Annotated in this window: 21 protein-coding genes and 1 tRNA gene; 9 read left to right on the top strand and 13 right to left on the bottom strand. The window is 64.1% G+C overall.

What is annotated here, in order from left to right; genetic code table 11:
• Positions 1 to 13: 13 nt before the first annotated feature.
• The gene (locus ACGYK4_RS15010; protein WP_394457206.1) at positions 14 to 487 is read right to left on the bottom strand and encodes a YbaK/EbsC family protein; all 474 of its coding nucleotides are present in this window, start codon (positions 485 to 487) and stop codon (positions 14 to 16) included.
• A 95-nt stretch (positions 488 to 582) separates the two neighbouring features.
• On the opposite strand from ACGYK4_RS15010, the gene ACGYK4_RS15005 reads away from it, so the two are divergent.
• The 4 genes from ACGYK4_RS15005 to ACGYK4_RS14990 all read left to right on the top strand — a co-directional run bounded on the left by ACGYK4_RS15005 (position 583) and on the right by ACGYK4_RS14990 (position 5,484).
• Positions 583 to 3,384, top strand: a complete 2,802-nt coding sequence (locus ACGYK4_RS15005) for a glutamine-synthetase adenylyltransferase (protein ID WP_394457205.1) — start codon at positions 583 to 585, stop codon at positions 3,382 to 3,384.
• A complete protein-coding gene (locus ACGYK4_RS15000; protein WP_394457204.1) occupies positions 3,381 to 3,644 on the top strand; it encodes a hypothetical protein in 264 nt (87 codons plus the stop codon). The genes ACGYK4_RS15005 and ACGYK4_RS15000 overlap by 4 nt, the downstream gene beginning before the upstream one ends.
• Positions 3,645 to 3,706: 62 nt before the next feature.
• Positions 3,707 to 4,933: an RSP_2647 family RNA methyltransferase gene (locus tag ACGYK4_RS14995; protein ID WP_394457203.1), complete on the top strand. Its 1,227-nt coding sequence runs from the start codon at positions 3,707 to 3,709 to the stop codon at positions 4,931 to 4,933.
• Positions 4,933 to 5,484, top strand: coding sequence for an RSP_2648 family PIN domain-containing protein (locus tag ACGYK4_RS14990; protein WP_394430954.1), 552 nt, complete (start codon positions 4,933 to 4,935; stop codon positions 5,482 to 5,484). Before ACGYK4_RS14995 ends, ACGYK4_RS14990 begins: the two co-directional genes overlap by 1 nt.
• Before the next feature lies 1 nt (position 5,485).
• Here the strand turns inward: ACGYK4_RS14990 and ACGYK4_RS14985 are convergent, their stop codons facing one another.
• The 6 genes from ACGYK4_RS14985 to ACGYK4_RS14960 form a co-directional block, all read right to left on the bottom strand.
• Entirely contained in the window at positions 5,486 to 6,169 is a 684-nt protein-coding gene (locus ACGYK4_RS14985) for a M48 family metalloprotease (protein ID WP_271693509.1), read from the bottom strand.
• Positions 6,170 to 6,241: 72 nt separating this feature from the next.
• Entirely contained in the window at positions 6,242 to 6,673 is a 432-nt protein-coding gene (locus tag ACGYK4_RS14980) for an OsmC family protein (protein WP_394407430.1), read from the bottom strand.
• 71 nt (positions 6,674 to 6,744) lie between these two features.
• A complete protein-coding gene (locus ACGYK4_RS14975) occupies positions 6,745 to 7,932 on the bottom strand; it encodes a VWA domain-containing protein (RefSeq protein ID WP_322327887.1) in 1,188 nt (395 codons plus the stop codon).
• Complete coding sequence (locus tag ACGYK4_RS14970) at positions 7,932 to 8,102, bottom strand: apolipoprotein acyltransferase (RefSeq protein ID WP_067262001.1); 171 nt, start codon at positions 8,100 to 8,102, stop codon at positions 7,932 to 7,934. Before ACGYK4_RS14970 ends, ACGYK4_RS14975 begins: the two co-directional genes overlap by 1 nt.
• A 27-nt stretch (positions 8,103 to 8,129) precedes the next feature.
• Positions 8,130 to 9,500 carry a DUF2927 domain-containing protein gene (locus ACGYK4_RS14965; RefSeq protein WP_394430958.1) on the bottom strand — a complete coding sequence of 457 codons (1,371 nt, stop codon included), beginning with the start codon at positions 9,498 to 9,500 and terminating at the stop codon, positions 8,130 to 8,132.
• Between the two features lie 223 nt (positions 9,501 to 9,723).
• Entirely contained in the window at positions 9,724 to 10,563 is an 840-nt protein-coding gene (locus ACGYK4_RS14960) for an AAA family ATPase (protein ID WP_394430960.1), read from the bottom strand.
• A gap of 169 nt (positions 10,564 to 10,732) precedes the next feature.
• Here ACGYK4_RS14960 and dksA point away from each other — a divergent pair, with 169 nt between their 5' ends.
• Entirely contained in the window at positions 10,733 to 11,155 is a 423-nt protein-coding gene (gene dksA, locus ACGYK4_RS14955) for an RNA polymerase-binding protein DksA (RefSeq protein ID WP_067262021.1), read from the top strand.
• 59 nt (positions 11,156 to 11,214) lie between these two features.
• The gene (locus ACGYK4_RS14950; RefSeq protein ID WP_394457202.1) at positions 11,215 to 12,381 is read left to right on the top strand and encodes an FAD-dependent monooxygenase; all 1,167 of its coding nucleotides are present in this window, start codon (positions 11,215 to 11,217) and stop codon (positions 12,379 to 12,381) included.
• Positions 12,382 to 12,414: 33 nt separating this feature from the next.
• On the opposite strand, the gene ACGYK4_RS14945 is transcribed toward ACGYK4_RS14950, so the two are convergent.
• The 4 genes from ACGYK4_RS14945 to ACGYK4_RS14930 form a co-directional block, all read right to left on the bottom strand.
• Positions 12,415 to 13,464, bottom strand: a complete 1,050-nt coding sequence (locus tag ACGYK4_RS14945; protein WP_394457201.1) for an ornithine cyclodeaminase — start codon at positions 13,462 to 13,464, stop codon at positions 12,415 to 12,417.
• Positions 13,465 to 13,478: 14 nt separating this feature from the next.
• Positions 13,479 to 14,402: an arginase gene (gene rocF / locus ACGYK4_RS14940; protein WP_394457199.1), complete on the bottom strand. Its 924-nt coding sequence runs from the start codon at positions 14,400 to 14,402 to the stop codon at positions 13,479 to 13,481.
• 132 nt (positions 14,403 to 14,534) lie between these two features.
• On the bottom strand, positions 14,535 to 15,002 hold the full coding sequence (locus ACGYK4_RS14935; RefSeq protein WP_394457198.1) for a disulfide bond formation protein B: 468 nt from the start codon (positions 15,000 to 15,002) through the stop codon (positions 14,535 to 14,537).
• Positions 14,999 to 15,577 (bottom strand): YqaA family protein, encoded by a 579-nt coding sequence (locus ACGYK4_RS14930; RefSeq protein ID WP_209218107.1) that lies wholly within the window; start codon positions 15,575 to 15,577, stop codon positions 14,999 to 15,001. Before ACGYK4_RS14930 ends, ACGYK4_RS14935 begins: the two co-directional genes overlap by 4 nt.
• A gap of 126 nt (positions 15,578 to 15,703) precedes the next feature.
• Here ACGYK4_RS14930 and ACGYK4_RS14925 point away from each other — a divergent pair.
• Positions 15,704 to 15,787: transfer RNA gene (locus ACGYK4_RS14925), tRNA-Leu, on the top strand.
• 66 nt (positions 15,788 to 15,853) lie between these two features.
• Here the strand turns inward: ACGYK4_RS14925 and ACGYK4_RS14920 are convergent.
• Positions 15,854 to 16,855 carry a glycoside hydrolase family 113 gene (locus ACGYK4_RS14920; RefSeq protein WP_394457197.1) on the bottom strand — a complete coding sequence of 334 codons (1,002 nt, stop codon included), beginning with the start codon at positions 16,853 to 16,855 and terminating at the stop codon, positions 15,854 to 15,856.
• Positions 16,856 to 17,068: 213 nt separating this feature from the next.
• Here ACGYK4_RS14920 and ACGYK4_RS14915 point away from each other — a divergent pair, with 213 nt between their 5' ends.
• Positions 17,069 to 17,614 carry a YaeQ family protein gene (locus tag ACGYK4_RS14915; protein ID WP_394457196.1) on the top strand — a complete coding sequence of 182 codons (546 nt, stop codon included), beginning with the start codon at positions 17,069 to 17,071 and terminating at the stop codon, positions 17,612 to 17,614.
• A gap of 62 nt (positions 17,615 to 17,676) precedes the next feature.
• Here ACGYK4_RS14915 and ACGYK4_RS14910 read toward each other — a convergent pair whose 3' ends face one another.
• Entirely contained in the window at positions 17,677 to 18,243 is a 567-nt protein-coding gene (locus ACGYK4_RS14910; RefSeq protein WP_394407446.1) for a carboxymuconolactone decarboxylase family protein, read from the bottom strand.
• Positions 18,244 to 18,342: 99 nt separating this feature from the next.
• Between ACGYK4_RS14910 and ACGYK4_RS14905 the strand changes: the two genes are divergently transcribed.
• On the top strand, positions 18,343 to 18,915 hold the full coding sequence (locus ACGYK4_RS14905) for a TetR/AcrR family transcriptional regulator (protein ID WP_394457195.1): 573 nt from the start codon (positions 18,343 to 18,345) through the stop codon (positions 18,913 to 18,915).
• Positions 18,916 to 18,926 lie beyond the last annotated feature (11 nt).

Below are 18,926 nucleotides of genomic sequence, written 5' to 3'. Positions count from 1 at the left end.
TTTTTTACATTATTTAGGAAGCGACAGTGAAATCAGCTACTTGCGCGCCCGAAAGCTGCGCGATTCTCTGCGGTTCAAGACAGAAAACGTGATGCGGCGTGCCCGCAGCGGCCCAGACCAGCGGGAATTGCAGCAGGTTGCGGTCAAACCAAGCGCGCGGCGGCGTGATATGCCCCAAAGGCGCGACGCCGCCGATGGCAAAGCCGGTCTGCGCCCGGATCAGCGCGGCATCGGCCTTGCCCAAAGGCTCCCCCGCCAGCGCCGCGGCCTGTTCGAGATCGACCTGCTGCGCGCCCGCGGTGATGAAGAGCAGCGCCGCCCCGCTGTCTTCGCCGCGCAGAACGATCGATTTCGCGATCTGGTCGACCGCGCAATCAAGCGCCGTGGCCGCATCCACCGCCGTCCGCGCCAAAGCCGTCTCGCGGATTTTCGGCGTCACCCCAGCGGCCTCCAGCGTGGCGCGCACCCGTTTCAAACTTTTGCTCATCTTCATTCCCTTGCTAGATGGCAAAGTCGTAGCAAGGCCACGCCCTGTCGCAACCCCCATTGACGCCGCTTGGATCAGCCCGCAAAGCTGGCCCCATGACAGACCCATCTCTCGCCGCCCGGATCACCCGTTCCCCCCGTGTCTATCACCGCGAACGCGCGCAGGATGCGGCGGCGCTGCTGCCCGATCTCGCGCCGGAGTTGCGCGAGATGATCTCGGCGGCGGCCTCGACCGCGCCCTATCTGATGGCGCTTTTGGAGAAAGAGGCGGGCTGGCTGAGCGCGGCGGTGGCCAATCCCGAAGCCGCTCTGGCCGAGAATTGCGCGGCAGCGGCGGAACTGGCCCCTGACCGGCTTGCCGATGGGCTGCGGCAGGGCAAGCGGCGCATGGCTCTGCTGACCGCGCTGGCCGATCTGGGCGGGGCATGGTCGCTGGAGGAGGTGACCGACGCGCTGACGGAATACGCCGATGCCGCCAGCGGCGCGGCCCTGCGGGCGGGGCTGGCGGCACAGATCAAACGCGGCAAGCTGCCGGGCATGACGATGGACGATCTTTCCGATTGCGCCGGCATGGTCGTCTTTGCCATGGGCAAGATGGGCGCGGGGGAGCTGAACTATTCCTCAGACATCGACCTGATTTGCCTTTTTGATGAAAGCCGTTTTGCACCTGATGATTTCCACGCCGCCCGGAGCGCCTTCGTCAAAGCCACGCGCGCCATGTCTGCCACACTGAGCGAGAATACTGCCCAAGGCTATGTCTTCCGCACCGACCTACGCCTGCGCCCCGACCCGGCGGTCACCCCCGTCTGCATCGCGATGGAGGCAGCGGAGCGCTATTACGAAAGCCTTGGCCGCACATGGGAGCGCGCGGCCTATATCAAGGCCCGCCCGGCAGTGGGCGACATCGCGGCAGGCGAGGCGTTTTTGCAATCCCTGCGCCCTTTCGTCTGGCGCCGCCACTTGGATTTCGCCGCGATCCAAGACGCCCATGACATGCGGCTAGCAATCCGTGAGCACAAGGGCTTGGGCGGCCCAATCACCCTGCCGGGCCATGATATGAAACTGGGCCGGGGCGGCATCCGCGAGATCGAGTTTTTCACACAGACCCGGCAACTCATCGCCGGGGGCCGGGATGCGGACCTGCGACCCCGCGGGACGCTGGCGGGATTGCGCGTGCTGGCCGAAAAGGGCTGGGTGCCCGAGGAGGTGGCCGCGACGCTTGGCGATCACTACCGCGCGCACCGCACGGTCGAACACCGGTTGCAGATGGTGCAAGACGCCCAGACCCACACGCTGCCGCGCAATGATGCCGATTTCGACCGGCTGGCCGCCATGATGGATATGGATGTCAAAGACTTGCAGGCTGATCTTCATGCGCGACTTCAAGCTGTGCACGACCTGATCGAAAGCTTTTTCGCCGCCACGAGGGAAGAGCCGGAAGCCGCGCGCCCTGCGCATCAATTCGACACTTCGGTGCTGGACCGTTGGCCCAGCTACCCCGCGCTGCGCTCGGAGCGGGGTGCGGATATCTTCGGGCGGCTCAAACCGCTTCTGCTGGACCGTCTGGCGCAATCGGCCAAGCCGGATGAGGGGCTTTTGGCCTTTGACGGTTTTCTCGCGGGATTGCCTGCCGGGGTGCAGCTCTTCTCGCTTTTGCGGGCCAATCCGCAACTGGGCGATCTCTTGGTGGATATCGTCGCCACCTCGCCCGCATTGGCCACGCATCTGTCGCGCAACTCCGGCGTTTTCGACGCGGTGATCGGCGGGGATTTCTTTTCGGACTGGCCGGGGCAGACCAAGCTGACTGAGATGCTGGAGCAGCACCTTGCGGGGGAGGCGGATTATGAATTGCGCCTTGACGGCACCCGCCGTTGGGCGCGCGAATGGCATTTTCGGATCGGCGTGCATCTGCTGCGCGGGCTGATCGACGCGGCCACCGCCGGGCGGCAGTATGCCGAGCTTGCCCAAGCCGTCTTGCAGGCGCTTTGGCCCGTGGTCGTCGATCAATTCACCACCCGCCATGGCCCGCCGCCGGGGCGCGGGGCGGTGATCCTTGGCATGGGTTCGCTCGGGGCCGGGCGGCTGACGCCGACTTCTGACCTCGATATGCTGGTAATCTATGACGCCGATGGGGTGGAAAGTTCCGATGGCCCCAAACCCCTCGCCACGCGCATCTATTACGCGCGGCTGACCCAAGCGATGATCACTGCGATGACCGCGCCGATGGCCCAAGGCAAGCTCTACGACATCGACATGCGCCTGCGCCCTTCGGGCAATCAGGGGCCGGTGGCGACCAGCCTTGCCAGTTTCGAGAGCTATCAGAAAGAACAAGCATGGGTGTGGGAGCATCTGGCCCTCACCCGCGCCCGGGTGATCGCGGGGGCAGAGGATCTGGGCCGCGATGTTGACGCGCTGTGCAAAGACATCCTCAGCCGCGCCGCCCCGCGTGACAAGGTGCTGGGGGAGGTGGCCGATATGCGCCGCCGCATCGCCGCGGCCCGCAGCCCCGCAGGTGCGCTCGACGCCAAGACCGGCGCGGGGCGTTTGCAGGATATCGAACTCTTCGCGCAGGCGGGGGCGCTCATCGGGGGTACCGGCGCGCGTGAGATCGACGCGGGCCTTGCCGCCGCCCGCGACGAAGGGATGATCGACACCGAAGGGGAGGCGACCCTCTCCGCCGCCTATACCGACGCTTGGACCCTGAACTGCGCCGCGCGGCTGCTCTCGGCCAATCCGATCGAGGCGGGGGCGATGGGGCAGGCGGGGGCGAGTTTCCTCTGCCGGGTGCTGGAATGTGACGACCTCTCTGCCTTGGAAAGCAAGATGCAGACCGACTACGACAGCGCCGCGCAGATCATCAACGCGGCGCTGCCAGTGCCACGGCGGGAGGGCGCATGAGCGATCCCGATGACCCCAAGGGCCTGATCCGCGAATCCTACCGCATGGAGGGGATCGGCCCCGCCGAATGCCGCAGCATCTTCCTTGATTGGGCTTTGAGCCTGCCCGACGGACACGACAGCAGCGCCGCCATTACCCGATTGCTGGAACAACACCGCGCCACCGCCGATCACCCGATGACCCAAGTGCTGCGCGAGGGGCAGACGACGCTCACCACCCCGCGCCGTCGGGGCGGCTGGCGGGGCAGGGCGCGCAACTGACCGCCGATGGGGGCTTGCGAAACCTCTTTCCCCAGCCGCGCGAACGCAGTACGAGGGGCGCTATGACAACGCCCCAAACCCCCTCCGCCCCGCAGCCTGCCACACGTCCCGTGGTGCGCCTATTGCCCAAGGCCAACGCCCGCGCCATCCGCCACGGCTTTCCTTGGGTCTATGCCAATGAATTGGTCACCGACCGCCGCACGCGCGGGCTCGCCCCCGGCACGCTGGCGCTGTTGGAGGATGCCGAGCGCAAGCCCATGGGGCTGGTCGCGGTCAATCCGAATTCCAAGATCATCGCCCGGATGATCGACCAAGACGCCGAGACGCAGATCGATCAGGCCTGGTTCGAAGCCCGCCTCAATCGCGCCCTTCAACTGCGCAGCCAGCTTTACGATCAACCCTATTACCGCCTGATCCATGCCGAGGCCGATGGCCTGCCGGGTGTCATCATCGACCGTTTCGGCGATACCTGCGTGATCCAACCCAATGCCGCTTGGGCCGATGCGCTGATCGAACCGCTCGTCGCCGCGCTGCAATCCGTGACGGGCGTGCACAACGTACTCAAAAACGCCTCAGGCCGGACCCGCAAGCTCGAAGGGCTCGACGATGCCTCGGCCACGTTGGCGGGCGAGACGCCCGAGGGGCCGCTGCCGGTGCCGATGAATGGCGCGACCTATATGGCCGACCTCACCGGCGGGCAGAAAACCGGCCTGTTCTACGACCAACGCCCGAACCACGCCTTTGCCGCCAATCTCGCGCGGAATGGCGCGCGGGTGCTCGATGTTTTCTCCCACGTCGGCGGCTTCTCCCTCGCAGCACTTGCGGGCGGCGCGGCCTCAGCGCTGGCGGTGGACGGCTCCGCCCCCGCGCTGGAACTGGCCGAGGCCGGGGCCGCAGCGATGGGCATGCAAGACCGTTTCGCCACCCGCCAAGGCGATGCTTTCGACGTGCTCACCGCCCTGCGGGACGAGGGCGAGACTTTCGATGTGGTGATCTGCGACCCGCCTGCCTTTGCCCCCTCGCGCCAAGCGGTCGACGCTGGCTTGCGCGCCTATGAACGTGTCGCGCGCCTCTCGGCGCAACTGGTGGCGGAGAACGGCATTCTGGGGCTTTGCTCTTGCTCTCATGCCGCTGACCTGAACCAGTTCCGCACGGCTTCGGTGCGCGGCATCGGTCGGGCCGGACGCCGCGCCATGCTGCTGCACACCGGCTTCGCCGGGGCGGACCACCCGCAACTGCCGCAGCTTGCGGAAAGCGGCTACCTCAAATCGCTGTTCTTCCGCCTGTGATGAAAGCGCGCCCCCGCGTGCTGATCGACGCTTGCGTGCTTTACCCCACGGTGATGCGCGAAATGGTGCTCGGCGTGGCCGCAGGGGGCGCGTTCGAGCCGATTTGGTCGGCGCGTATCTTGGAGGAATGGGCCCGCGCGGCGGTCAAGCTTGGCCCCGCGGGCGAAGCGCAGGCACGGGCCGAGATTGCGCTGTTGCGCGGCAAATGGCCGGGGGCCGAGCGCGAGGCTTCCCCCGGTCTGCAAGCGCGGCTTTGGCTGCCGGATGAGAATGACATCCATGTGTTGGCCGTCGCCGTGGCCAGCAGTGCCGATATGATCCTGACGCTGAACGCCAAGGACTTCCCGCGCCAAATCCTCGCCGAAGAGGGGCTGAGCCGGGCCGATCCCGACAGCTACCTGCATGGCATCTGGCAGGCGACGCCGGAGATGGTCGCCCCCGTGGCCGAAGCCGTTCTGCAAGAGGCGCGGCGGCTTTCCGGTGAGCCATGGGAAATGCGCGCGCTGCTGAAAAAGGCGCGGCTGCCGAGGCTGGCAAAGGCTTTGGGCTAGGTCAGCCGTCCCACCGCAACTGCATCTGGCGCAGCTTGTCGATCCGCTCTTCCGTCTTTGGATGGCTCAGCAACCACGCAGGCGGACGGTTGCCGCCAGATTGGCTCAGCGCGTCGAGTTTTTCAAACAGGGAGATTTGCGGGCCAATGCCGATCCCGGCCTTGGTGAGCAGGGCGGCGGCATAGGCGTCGGCCTCATATTCATCGTTACGCGACAGCCGCGCGGCAAGCAGGCTGGTCAGCCCGCTGGCGATCCAGACGCCGATGCCGGGAATGAGCCGCCCGAGCACCATCGCAAGGGCCGTGCGCAGGGCGTTTTGGCCCGAGAAATCAATCATCCGGCGGCGCGAATGGCCAAGCGCGACATGGCCCAATTCATGGGCGATGACGCTTGCCAATTCTTCAGCCGTTACAGCACCTTGGCGGAATTTGTTGTAGAAGCCGCGGGTGATGAAAATCCGCCCATCGGGGGCCGCCAGCCCGTTTACGGGTTCGATCTCATAAAGATGCACCTTGATGCGCGGCAGGTCGAGCGCGCGGGCCATGCGGTTGCTGATCTCGTTTAACTTCGGATCGACCAGCGGCGTCGATTTCGCATCCAACTCCCGCGCCGTGCGCCAAGCCGAGAAACGGTACATCGCCAGCGCATAGAGGATGGCGAGAAGGATGGGGATAACGCGGATCATGCGCTCAATATGGGGAGCGGGGGGACCGGGGGCAAGCGGCCATGGCCTGCGCCCCGGTCGTATTCTTGGCGATCAGACGAGTTTCGCGTCCATCGTGATCTCTGCCGTCAGCAGCTTAGAGATCGGGCAGTTCTCCTTGGCGGTTTTCGCCGCCTTGTCGAAGTCCTCTTGGCTCGCGCCGGGGATGCTGGCCTCAACCGTCAGATGCACCTTGGGCACATGAAAGCCGCCGTCTTTCTCTTCCAGATGGACCTCTGCCTTGGTCTCGATACTGTCGGGCGTCAGGTCGCTTTGCCCGAGGATCATCGACAGGGCCATGGAAAAGCAGGAGGCATGGGCCGCACCGATCAACTCTTCGGGGTTGGTGCCTTGCTTGCCTTCGAAACGGGTGTTGAAGCCATAGGGCTGGTCGGACAGCACGCCGCTTTCGGTCGAGACATGGCCATTGCCCTCTTTGAGCGAGCCTTCCCATTTCGCGCTGCCGGATTTGATGATCGGGGACATTCTATTTCCTTCCACATTGCTTGCCTTCGCCCCCTGAGGTGGCGCGGCGCGGCAGGCTGTCAAGGAAGGGGTCAGCGCGTCATGGTCTTAATGCCACGGCTCAACCCTTCGAGCGTCATGGGCACCATTGCCTCGGGGCCGAAAATCTCTTGGATCATGGCGATGGATTGGGTGTAGCCCCACTGCCGTTCGGGGACGGGGTTGATCCACAGGTGGTTCGGCCATTGGTCCCGCGCACGCGCCAGCCATGTGGCTCCCGCCTCGGCATTCCAGTGCTCATTCGCGCCGCCCGGATAGGCGATCTCATAGGGCGACATGCTGGCATCGCCCACGAAAATGCATTTGTAGTCAGAGCCATAGCTGCGCAGCACCTCATGGGTGGGGATCTGCGCATCCCAGCGGCGGCGGTTGTCGCGCCACACGCCTTCGTAGAGACAATTGTGGAAGTAGAAATGTTCGAGATGCTTGAACTCACCTTTCGCGGCGCTGAAGAGTTCCTCGACCACTTTCACATGCGGATCCATCGAACCGCCGATGTCGAGAAACAGCAGCACTTTCACCGCATTGCGCCGCTCGGGCCGGGTTTTAACGTCGAGATAGCCATGTTCCGCCGTGGCGCGGATCGTGCCGTTGAGGTCAAACTCCTCTGCCGCGCCATCGCGCGCCCAACGGCGCAGGCGTTTCAGCGCCAGTTTAATATTGCGGGTGCCGATCTCGACATTGTCGTCGAGGTTGCGGAATTCGCGCTTATCCCAGACCTTGACCGCGCGTTGGTGGCGGCTTTCCTTCTGGCCGATCCGCACGCCCTCGGGATTGTAGCCATAGGCGCCGAAGGGCGAGGTGCCCGCCGTGCCGACCCATTTGGAGCCGCCCTGATGCCGGCCCTTCTGTTCCTCCAGCCGCTTTTTCAGCGTCTCCATCAGCTTGTCGAAACCGCCCATGGCTTCGATCTCGGCCTTTTCCTCAGGCGTGAGGTGCTTTTCGGCCATCTTGCGCAGCCAGTCTTCGGGCAGGTCCACGGCGTCGAGCACATCGTCGAGGCTGATCTTCTCCAACCCTTTGAAGGCGGCGGCGAAGGCGCGGTCGAACTTGTCGATGTTGCGCTCATCTTTGACCATCGACACGCGGGCGAGATAGTAAAACGCCTCAACGTCATAGGTCGCAAGCCCCGCTTTCATACCTTCGAGAAAGGCCAGAAATTCCCGCAGGGAGACCGGGACATTGTGGCGGCGCAGCTGATCGAAGAAGGGCAGAAACATCAGACGCTCAATGCGCGGTCCAGCAGAACCGTGGCGATCATGCCGACGATGAGAAAGGCCATGCCATAGCCCGCGGCATATTGCGCGATGTCCTTGCGGTTGCCGCCGCGTTTGCGCGCGGTCAGCCCGCCGATAATCGCGCCGATCAATGCCAATCCGAGTGCTATCATAACCTATTGCCCGTTTGTTTTGCGGGCCTATCCATTGCGCGGGTTTAGGCTTGCGATCTCGCGCAGCTTGGCCCGCACGGCCCAGTCAGGGCCAAAGCCGTATCGCGCCCAGCCGATGCTGTCCAGCCTGACGCGGCGCGCCTCAATGCCGCGGCCTTCGATCTCCAACGCTTCGGCCTTGAGCAGCATGAGTGTGGCCAGAAGGGCGGCGTTTTCGCTGGCTTCGGCCACGGGCAGATGCGGCGCGATCAGCGCCAGCGCGCCTGCGCCGTCGCCGATGGTCACCGCATAGCCTGCTCGCTGGGTGGCGACATAGGCGCGGTGCAGCGTGGTGCCGGGGGTGCGGGCATAGAGGGCGTCGGCGGTTTGGTAATGCGCCTGTGCGGCGGCGGGTTCGGTCATCTGGATGACCCGGCCCATGGCGTAATGCGAAAAGGCGTGGCGGTTGTCCTGCCAGCCCTGCGTCTCGGCGATGCGCAGCGCATCGCGGGCGGCCTTCAGCCGGGCGTTGCGGCCCACGTCGCGGCCAAGGGCGGTTTGGATCGCGCGGCTCCAGACCTGCGGCGTGGCGCGGGCGGGGCGGGGGGCGACGGTGCCGCCTGCGGGGTTCACCCGGGCCAGAATGCCCGGCAGACGGGCGGCCACCTCCTCGCGGTTCATGCCCGAGCGCAGCGCGGGGTCATAATAGATGCGCAGCACCAGCATGTCGAAACCGGTCAGCACCGTATGCACATTGTCGTCGTTAAACACCGAATCCGGCAGGCGGTAGAGATCGTTCAGCGGCCCAAGCGCTTGGGCCAGTTCCTCATGCAGGCAGTCGCGGCTTTCCTGCGGGCTCACGTCATTGGGCAGGAAGATCGCCAGCTTGCGCCGCTCGGTCAGGCGGGTCCAATCGGTGGCGGGCGAGCGGCGCGCGCGGCGGTATTCCTCAAGCGTGCTGACGTTTGGCACTACGAAACAGGCCGCCTGCGGCAAGAGCCGCCGGATCTGGCTGCGGTTCACCGCTTGAATGGTGATGCTTGCCTCTCCGCCCGTGACCTCACGCAGTTCGATCCCGGCCTCGCGGCGCAGACGGGCCAGCAGTCGCGCAAGGTCCGGCCCCAGCGTGGCGGGCGGCTGGCCCAGCACGCGCAGGGTGATCGGCCCCTCGAAACGGGTCAGAACGGGCAGGGCGCGGCCACTTTCCATCCGGAAGGACAGGTCGAGGAAATCCTCCGCCAGCGCGGCATTCGACACATGCGGCTGAGCGGGGCGGGCTTGGGTGAACTGTTTCATCGGGGGCAGGGTGCTGTCGGCGATGACCGCACGGGTTGCCACTTCGGAATGCGAGGCGGGCACGCAGGCGTTCAGCAGCAGCATCAGCGGCAGGATCAGCCGCGCCTTCACGCTGCGTCTCATGCGCCGGGGCCCCATGCGCCCGGGCCTCTCTGCCTCCCTGCGTGGGCTGCTCTATCCCAATATGCGCGTGGCGCGGTTGCTGATTGTCCTTGCATCTGCCTGCCCCATCGGTCGTTTCAACCCGGGTCTTTGCGCCCGTGATTGACCTCAGCCTAGGCAGGCGAAAAATCAAAAGCGAGGAAAATACCCGCTTTTGACGTAAAGTGGCATTTGTGTTGCCGCCCTACCGCTGGCGACGCGCCATGAAGGCCAGCCGCTCGAACAGATGCACGTCCTGTTCGTTCTTCAACAGCGCGCCATGCAGCTTGGGCAGGGCGTTGGGGCCGTCCTTGGCCAGATCTTCGGCGTCCATATCCTCGGCCAGCAGCAGTTTCAGCCAGTCCAGCACTTCGGAGGTCGAGGGTTTCTTCTTCAGCCCCTGCTGTTCGCGGATCTCGTAGAACTGCGTCAGCGCGGTGGTCAGAAGCTGTTGCTTGATGCCCGGATGGTGCACTTCGACGATCTGTTTCAGCGTCTCCATGTCGGGGAATTGGATGTAGTGGAAGAAACAGCGGCGCAGGAAGGCGTCGGGCAGTTCTTTTTCGTTGTTCGAGGTGATGATGACGATGGGGCGCTGCTTGGCCCGGATCGTCTCACCCGTCTCATAAACGAAGAATTCCATCTTATCGAGTTCCTGCAACAGGTCGTTGGGAAACTCGATGTCGGCCTTGTCGATCTCGTCGATCAGCAGCACGACCTTCTCGTCCGCCTCGAAAGCCTGCCAAAGCTTGCCCTTGCGGATGTAGTTCTTCACGTCATGAACCCGCTCGTCGCCCAACTGGCTGTCGCGCAGACGGTTCACGGCGTCATACTCGTACAGGCCCTGCTGTGCGCGGGTGGTCGATTTGATGTTCCATTCGATCATGCGCAGGCCCAAAGCGTCGCTGACCTGCCGCGCCAACTCGGTCTTGCCGGTGCCGGGCTCGCCCTTCACCAGCAATGGCCGCTCCAGCGTCACCGCCGCATTGACGGCAATTTTCAGGTCATCGGTGGCGACGTAGTCTTTGGTGCCTTGGAATTTCATCTTGTTTTCAACCTCGTGTGACGGGCGCTTGATCCTTGGCCTTTAACCAAAAATCAAAGGGATTGTGTAGTGACAATTGTTACCCGCTCAGATAGACGCTGCGGCAGGGGACGATGTCGGGAGACAGGCCTTTTTAATGTCTGAATTGAAAAACGCCGGGGAAAAACAAATGAAGCAGGAAATCTTCCTGCCGGACGACTATCGTCCGGCCGAGGACGAGCCATTCATGAATGACCGTCAGCTTGAATACTTTCGGCGCAAGCTGATCAACTGGAAAGCGGAACTGTTGGCAGGTAGCCGCGACACCATCGAGACACTACAAGACGGCACCCGGAACATCCCGGACGTGACCGATCGCGCTTCGGAAGAGACCGACCGCGCCTTGGAACTGCGCACCCGGGATCGGGCGCGTAAACTGGTCGGCAAGATCGACGCGGCGCTGCGGCGGATCGACGAGGGAGAGTTCGGTTACTGCATGGTCACCGGCGATCCGATCTCGCTAAAACGGCTGGACGCGCGGCCCATCGCCACCATGACCCTTGAGGCGCAAGAGCGTCACGAGCGGCGCGAGAAAGTCCACCGCGACGACTGACATCACCTGAAACACCACACGCCGGGGCAAATGCTTCGGCGTTTGTGGTTGGGGCGCGAATGAAACCTTCCAATGCGATTGTCGTGGGCGGCGGGATCGGCGGGCTGGCGCTGGCCACGGCGCTGGCGCGGCGTGGCGTGGCCGTGACCCTGCTCGAACAGGCCGCCCGCTTTTCCGAGATCGGTGCCGGGTTGCAGATCAGCCCCAATGGCCTCGCCGTCCTGCGCGGGCTGGGGCTTGAGCGCGGGTTGGCAGCGCGCGGCGCGGTGCGCGGGCAGGCGGTACGGCTCTGCGACTACGCCAAGGGCGGCCAAGTGGCGCGGCTTGATCTGACCCGTCTGCCGGATGATCAGCGCTATTATTTCCTCCACCGTGCCGATTTGGTCGATCTGCTGCGCGAGGCCGCGCAGCGTGCCAACGTCAGCTTTGAGACCGACGCGCAGGTCGCCTCCATCCACCCCGGCGCTTTGCCGCAGGTGCAGATGGCGCGCGGCGGGCGGCGGCGGGCGGAACTGGTGGTGGCCGCCGATGGCATCCACTCGGTCGGGCGGATACAGTTGAATGGGGCGGATCAGGCGCGGTTCTCGGGGCAGGTGGCATGGCGCGCGCTTATCCCCAACGTGGTCGATCACCCGCCCGAGGCGCGGGTCACCATGGGCCCGGGGAAACATCTGGTCAGCTATCCGCTGCGCGAGGGGCGTATGGTCAACCTCGTGGCCGTGGAAGAGCGCGACGATTGGGCCGCCGAAGGCTGGCACCACAGCGACGATCCTGCCAACCTGCGCCGCGCCTTTGCCGGTTTCGGCGGTGAGGCCGCGCAGATGTTAGAGATGGTGCAGGACGTGACCCTGTGGGGGCTGCACCACCACCCCGTCGCCGCCGATTGGCAGGCGGAGGGTGTGGCGCTTTTGGGCGATGCGGCCCATCCGACACTGCCCTTTCTGGCGCAGGGCGCGAATATGGCGTTGGAGGATGCATGGGTTTTGGCCGATTGCCTGACCCGCCATCCGCGCGACGTGGCGCTCACCGCCTATCAGGCCGCGCGCATCGACCGGGCGCGGCGCATCGTGAAAACCTCCGAAGGCAACGCCACCCGCTATCACCTGCGCTCAGGTCCGATACGCTTTGCGGCCCATACCGGGCTGCGCATCGCCTCAACGCTGGCGCCCGGCGCGATGCTGCGGGTCTTCGATTGGCTCTATGCCCATGACGTGACGAAAGGGTAGAGGCCGCCGCGGAAGGACGGCGGCCCCAAACACTCAACCCGCGCGTTGCAGCATGCCAAACAGGTCGCGCGGATCATCCGGGTCGGCCAGAAGGTCGAGCGGCTGGAACAGCCCGGTTTCGGCAATCTGGTCGCGGACATAGCGCAGGGCCGAGAAATCTTCGATCGCGAAGCCCACGGAGTCGAACAGGGTGATCTGTTGCGCATCGCGGCGGCCCTCTGCCTGACCGGTCAGCACCTGCCAGATCTCGGTCACCGGGTGGTCAGGCTCAAGCTGCTGGATTTCGCCCTCGATGCGAGTCTGCTCGGGGTATTCCACGAAGATGGCCGAACGGTGCAGGATCGCGGGCGCCAGTTCCGTCTTGCCCGGACAGTCGCCGCCGATCGCGTTGATATGTACGCCGGAGCCGACCATATTGTCGGTCAGGATCGTGGCATATTGCTTGTCCGCGGTGCAGGTCGTGATGATCTGCGCGCCCATGATCGCCTCCTCGGCACTGTCGCATTCCACCACCTTCAGCCCCGAGCCCGCCAGATTGCGCGCGCATTTCGCGGTCGCCGCGCGGTCGATGTCGTAAAGGCGCACCTCGTCCACGCCGCAGATCGCCTTCATGGCGAGGCTCTGGAACTCGGACTGCGCGCCGTTGCCGATCATCGCCATGACCCGGCTGCCCTTGGGTGCCAGCAGCCGCGCCACCACCGCCGAGGTCGCCGCCGTGCGCAGGGCGGTGAGGATCGTCATCTCGGTCAGCAGCACCGGGTAGCCGTTGGCCACATTGGCCAGAAGGCCAAATGCGGTGACGGTCTGGAAGCCGGTCTTGGTGTTGTCGGGGTGGCCGTTGACGTATTTGAAACCGTAAACATCGCCGTCAGAGGTCGGCATCAACTCGATCACGCCCTTCTCGGAATGGCTCGCCACGCGCGGGGTCTTGTCGAAAAGCTCCCAACGTTTGAAATCGGCTTCGATGTAGTCGGCCAGCCCGCGCAGCATCTCTTCGACGCCGACATGGTGGATCAGCTTCATCATCTGATCTACGGAAACAAAAGGCACCAGTGCCTTGTCGGAGGGTTTGAGGTTGGTCATCTTGGGGTCTCCAATCAATATGCGCGTGTGGGGCGGTCAAAGACGCGGCGGCCAAAGGCCGAGGCGGTGAGGTCGACCATCAGCTGCGCGGTGCGCCCGCGTTCATCGAGGAAGGGGTTCAGCTCCACCAGATCGAGCGAGGTCATCAGACCGCTGTCCGAAAGCATCTCCATCACCAGATGCCCCTCGCGCACGGTGGCGCCGCCCGGCACGGTGGTGCCCACGGCGGGCGCGACGGAAGGGTCGAGGAAATCAACGTCGAGCGAGACATGCAGCATCCCGCCCGCCGCCGCGACCTTGTCGAGGAAACGTTGCAGCGGCTTGGCGATGCCGCTCTCGTCGATCTCGCGCATGTCGACGTAAGTAACGGTGGTTTCCTGCAAGGCGGCACGTTCGGCGGCATCGACGGAGCGCAGCCCGATCATGGCGATATTGTCATGGGGCAGGGGGCTATCCATTTTTGGGAAGCCGTCAAAGCCCTCGCGCCCGGTGACATAGCCCAAAGGCGTGCCATGCAGATTGCCGCTGTCGCTGGTCTGGGGCGTGTGGAAATCCGTATGCGCATCGAGCCAGAGCACGAAGAGCGGGCGGCCCGCCTTCTCGGCGTGGCGCATCGCGCCCAGCACGGTGCCAAGCGCCAGCGCGTGGTCGCCACCCATGAAGATCGGCAGCCCGTCGTCCATCGCCGCATCGGCGGCGGCGGCGAGGCTCTCGGTCCAGGCGATGGTCTCTTCCAGCGCGTGCAGTTTGTCGTGCTCCTTGGCGTGGTAGGGGGCAGGGGCCACGTTGCCGCGGTCGGTCACGCTATGGCCGAGGTCGCGCAGCGCGCGCTCCAGCCCCGCGGTGCGGTAGGCGTCCGGCCCCATCAGGCAGCCGCGACGGCGCTTGCCGCTGTCCAGCGGAACGCCCAGCAAAATACAGTTCTGTTGGTTCGACATGGGGGACTCCTGAGATGTTTGATCTCAGATAATCCGCGCATCTGTCGAACGACAAGCCGTCAAACTGTCCGTTTCGGGGGTGTTTTTGACAAACTGGAAGGTCACCTGTCCAGTTTGTCCGGTTCTCGTTCTTCAGGCCGCCTTCCGCGCGGCGGCGACCCAAAGGCCGACCAAGATGAAAGAGAAAATCGCGTTCCACCCGGCCATCGACAGGCCCAGAAACTGCCAGACGATCTCATCGCACATGACCAAGCCGCTGGGGCCTTCGGTCGACAGCAGCGACCCGCCATCGAGGCTGCCCAAATCCATGCCGCCGCCGGTGCAGGAACTTGGCCCGGGCCACCAGCCCCATTCCACACCGGCATGAAAGACGCCAATCAACGCGGTCACCGCCGCCGCCAAAGCGCCGAGCCAGGCCAGCACGCGCGGCCCGCCAAGCAGTACGATTGCCCCAAACAGCACCGCCGCCGCATGGGGCCAGCGCTGCCAAAGGCACATCTGACAGGGCGCGTAGCCGCCCAGATGTTGAAACCCGAAAGCCCCCAGCAACAGCGCGGCCGAACCGAGCGTCGCCAGCAAAGTCAATGTCTTACCCGTCATAGAACCTTCACCACCATGAAGCCGCCGATCAGCAGGGCGACGGCCAATGTGAACATCAAACCCAAGCGCCGTTCAATGAAGTCTCGGATCGGTGCGCCAAAGCGCCACAGCAGCCCCGCCACGACAAAAAACCGCAGCCCGCGGGCGAGGATCGAGGTCATGATAAAGGTGCCAAGCGGCATACCCGTCCAGCCCGACATGATCGTGATGACCTTGTAGGGGAAGGGGGTGACCCCGGCGACCAGCACCGCCCAAAAGCCCATGTCATTGAACCGGGTCGAGAATTCCGCCATGGCATCGGTCTTGCCCAGACTTGCAAGGATCGGCTGGCCGAGGTTCTCAAAGGCCAGCGCGCCGATGGCATAGCCCAAAAGCCCGCCCAAGACCGACGCGAGCAGCGCCACCCCGGCGATCAGCCAGGCGCGATTTGGCCGCGCGATGATCATCGGGATCATCAGGATGTCGGGGGGGATGGGAAAGAAGGAGCTTTCGACAAATGCGACAACGGCAAGCGCCCAAAGGGCATGGCGGTGTTGGGCCAGGCCCAGGGTCCAGTCATAAAGGCGGCGGATCATTATTGGGGGCTCCGGCTGTTTTGAATGCCTCACCATGTCGCGCGGCCAAGGTCAAGCAACTGGGCGCGCAGCGCGGGTGAAAATCCACTTGCTCCTGCCGCTTTTGCAGGCTACATCGCCCTACGTGCCCAAGTGGCGGAATGGTAGACGCAGGGGATTCAAAATCCCCCGCCGCGAGGCGTGCCGGTTCGAGTCCGGCCTTGGGTACCACCTTTTTCGTAAGGTTTTCCGCATATTCGTATAAGTGAGACCGGTCCTCTGCGCTTTCGGGCCTGTTCATTCTTCGCGCCAAAACACTGCGATCACCTCCTGCGCCATCTTATTCTGCACTGTAAAATCAGTATCCCCCGCACCGCCGCCTTCGGGGTCGGTGAACCAACGCCAGATCCAGACGTCTTGAATCCCCCGGGCCTCAAGGGCGCGGAGCCAGCGATCCAGCACCTCGGCCTGAAGCGCCATGTCGGCGGGGGCGGCGCGTTCTTCGGCGCTTTCCCATGGGCGCGCGGTCGCGCCTTCGGCGGAGCGGAGGCCGATTTCCGCGATCCAGAGGGGTTTTGCGTGTTTTCGCGCCACGGCGGCGACCCGGTCCAATTCTGCGGCGATGGCGCGGTCCCAATCGGTCGGCGCGTCCGGGGCGCCTAGAACGGGGTAGAGGGATACCGCTACGGCATCCAGTTCGGGCCAGAAGGTGATCTTCTCGGCCTCATCGGCGCCATGGGCGACATAGGTGAGTTTTCCGCTGAAAAGCGCGCGTATCTCGGCGATGGTCTCGCCCCAACGCGCCGCCCCCGATACGCCGCGCAATTCGGTGCCGAGGACAAGCACGTCGGCGCCGTTACGCTCTGCTGTGAATGCGATGGCGCGTAGAACCTCTGCGTAGGCGGCGTGCCATGCGTCTGCGCTGTCCGGCTCGGGGGCAATGGCGCCGGCCCAGCTTTCGGGCACCCAGACATGGGGTTTGACGATGGCGGCGATCCCGGCGGCGTGCAGCTGCGCGATCCCGGTGGCGATCCTGTCATGGGGCAGCGCATCCCCCATGACGATGGCGCTGGAGCTGGGCGAAGGCTGCCATAGGAAGGGGATCACCGTCGCCGCCGTCGCGCCTGTGTCACGTAGCCGCGCGATGCTTTGGGCGGCGGCGGGGCTGCCGAAGGGAGCGTTCGGCGTCTCGATCAGGTTGAACCCGCGTAGGATGCCACCCGCCTCTCGGGAAAATGCCGCTGTCGCAGTCAAAGCGGTAGAGCCGAGGGCCCAGAGAAGCGTGCGACGGTCGATCATGGGGCTAGGGTAGGATGACTTCCCCTGCCGCACAACGGCATGCTGGCGAAGCTGCGTGGCCTTTTGGTCACAGCCGCGAGCCAAATAGCGTCAATTTCGCGTAAAACTGGCGGGCTTTTATCTGTCGGACCCGCGCAGAGCCCAGTGACAATTCCCTTTCCCCGCTCGGCCCAAGCGCGTAGGCAGCGCCTACCTTGGAAAACGAGACATATCATGGCGCAGAATGCCACCATCTACAAAGTCGAGCTTTCGGTCTCGGACATGGACCGTCATTATTACGAGACCCATAAGCTGACCATCGCCAAACACCCTTCGGAAACCGATGAGCGCCTGATGGTGCGGCTGGTGGCCTTTGCCCTTAACGCCCATGAGCATCTGGAGATGACCAAGGGCCTCTCTACGGATGATGAGCCGGACATCTGGCAGAAGAGTCTGAGCGGCGAGTTGGACGTTTGGATCACGCTCGGCTTGCCGAGTGAGAAGGTCCTGCGTCAGTCCTGCAACAAGGCGGCGAAGGTCGTGGTCTACCCCTATGGCGGCAAGACGGCGGAGGTCTGGTGGGATAAGGTCAAGAACGGCACCACCCGTTTTGACAATCTGGACGTGGTGAACCTGGCCGAGGCCGACACGAAAGCGCTGGCCGATCTGGCAAACCGCGCGATGAAGCTTCAGGTGATGATCCAAGACGGCGAGGTGACGGTGAACCTTGATGAGGCGATGGTGACCCTCACGCTCGACCGTTGGAAGACTGCCCAGTAAAGGACGGCGCGCTTAACTACTGTAGAAAAAGAGGCGCGCCGCAATCGGGCGCGCCTTTAAATTTAAACGTCCAGCTTCTTGTCGCCGCGCTTCCATGCCAGCGGCTGGAAAACCTCATCCACCGGGGTCTCGGCAACGTGGTTGACGTAGTTGGAGATGGTTTTCTGCGCCATGCCGAGGATCACGTCCAGCACCGCGCGGTGGCCATAGCCTGCGTCGAAAAACGCCTGCATCTGTGCGTCGGAAACGAAGCCGCGGTTGCGCACCATTTGCACGGTGAAGGTCCGCAGCGCTTCAAGTTTGGGCGTCGGCAGGGCGGTTTCATTGCGCAGCGCGTCGCTGATCTCGTCCGAGACCTTCATCATCTTGGCGATGCCGGTGTGGGCGGGCACGCAGTAATGGCACTCGTTCTCGACGTTGATCGACTGCCAAACAACGGTCAGCTCTTCGGCGTCGAACTCGGTCTCGGTGAAAAGCTTGTGCAGCACCTGATAGCCTTCATAGGCCTGCGGGCTTTCGGCCAGCACCTTGTGCAGACCCGGCAGGCGGCCAAAGGCCTTTTGCGATTCTTCCAGCAGCGGCTTGGAGGCTTCGGGCGCGGTGTTTTGGTCGTGGGACGGGAATGTCATGGTTTCTACCTTTGTAAATCGTCGATATCCGTCATTTAGGCTTTCTTGAGCGATCACTCAAGTATATATTTGAGTGATCGTTCAACATATGGTGATCTCATGCCCCGCAAACCGAACCACGACCGAGCCGAGTTGATCGACCGCGCCCGCGATCTGTTCTGGCGTCAGGGCTGGGCGGGCACGTCGCTGAAAGACCTCGAAGCGGTGCTGAAGATGAAGCCCGGCAGTTTCTACGCGGCCTTCGGGTCAAAAGAGGCGCTGTTTGAAATCGCTTTGGACAAATATGCCGAGGATGGGGCCGGGCGCTTGGCCGAATTGGTCGCGGAACATGGTCCGATGGCGGCGCTGAAACGCTATCCCGAATTGGCGATCTGCCGCGAGGAAGCTCCGGCCAAAGCCTGCATGCTCTCCAAAACCTTGTTGGAGCTACAGGCTCATGGCCACCCGTTGGCGAAACGGGCCAGCGCGCATCTTATGGGGATGGAAGAGCAATTCGCGGCGCTTTTCGCGCAGATGCAGCGAGACGGGGAAATCGGCGCGGGGCATGATCCAAAGGCGCTGGCCCGGCGCTATCAGAGCGATCTTTTGGGCCTGCGCGTCTCGGCCGAGCGGGAGGGGATCGACGCCCATGCCATCGCCTGCGAGATCGCGGAAGGGCTGGAGCGGCTGTAGCCCCAGAGGGC

Origin of the sequence: Sulfitobacter sp. 1A13368 (assembly GCF_043557275.1) — a bacterium.
Taxonomy (GTDB): Bacteria; Pseudomonadota; Alphaproteobacteria; order Rhodobacterales; family Rhodobacteraceae; genus Sulfitobacter; species Sulfitobacter faviae.
The sequence above is the reverse complement of the archived record's forward strand: the minus strand, read 5'-3'. Positions and strand labels throughout refer to the sequence as shown.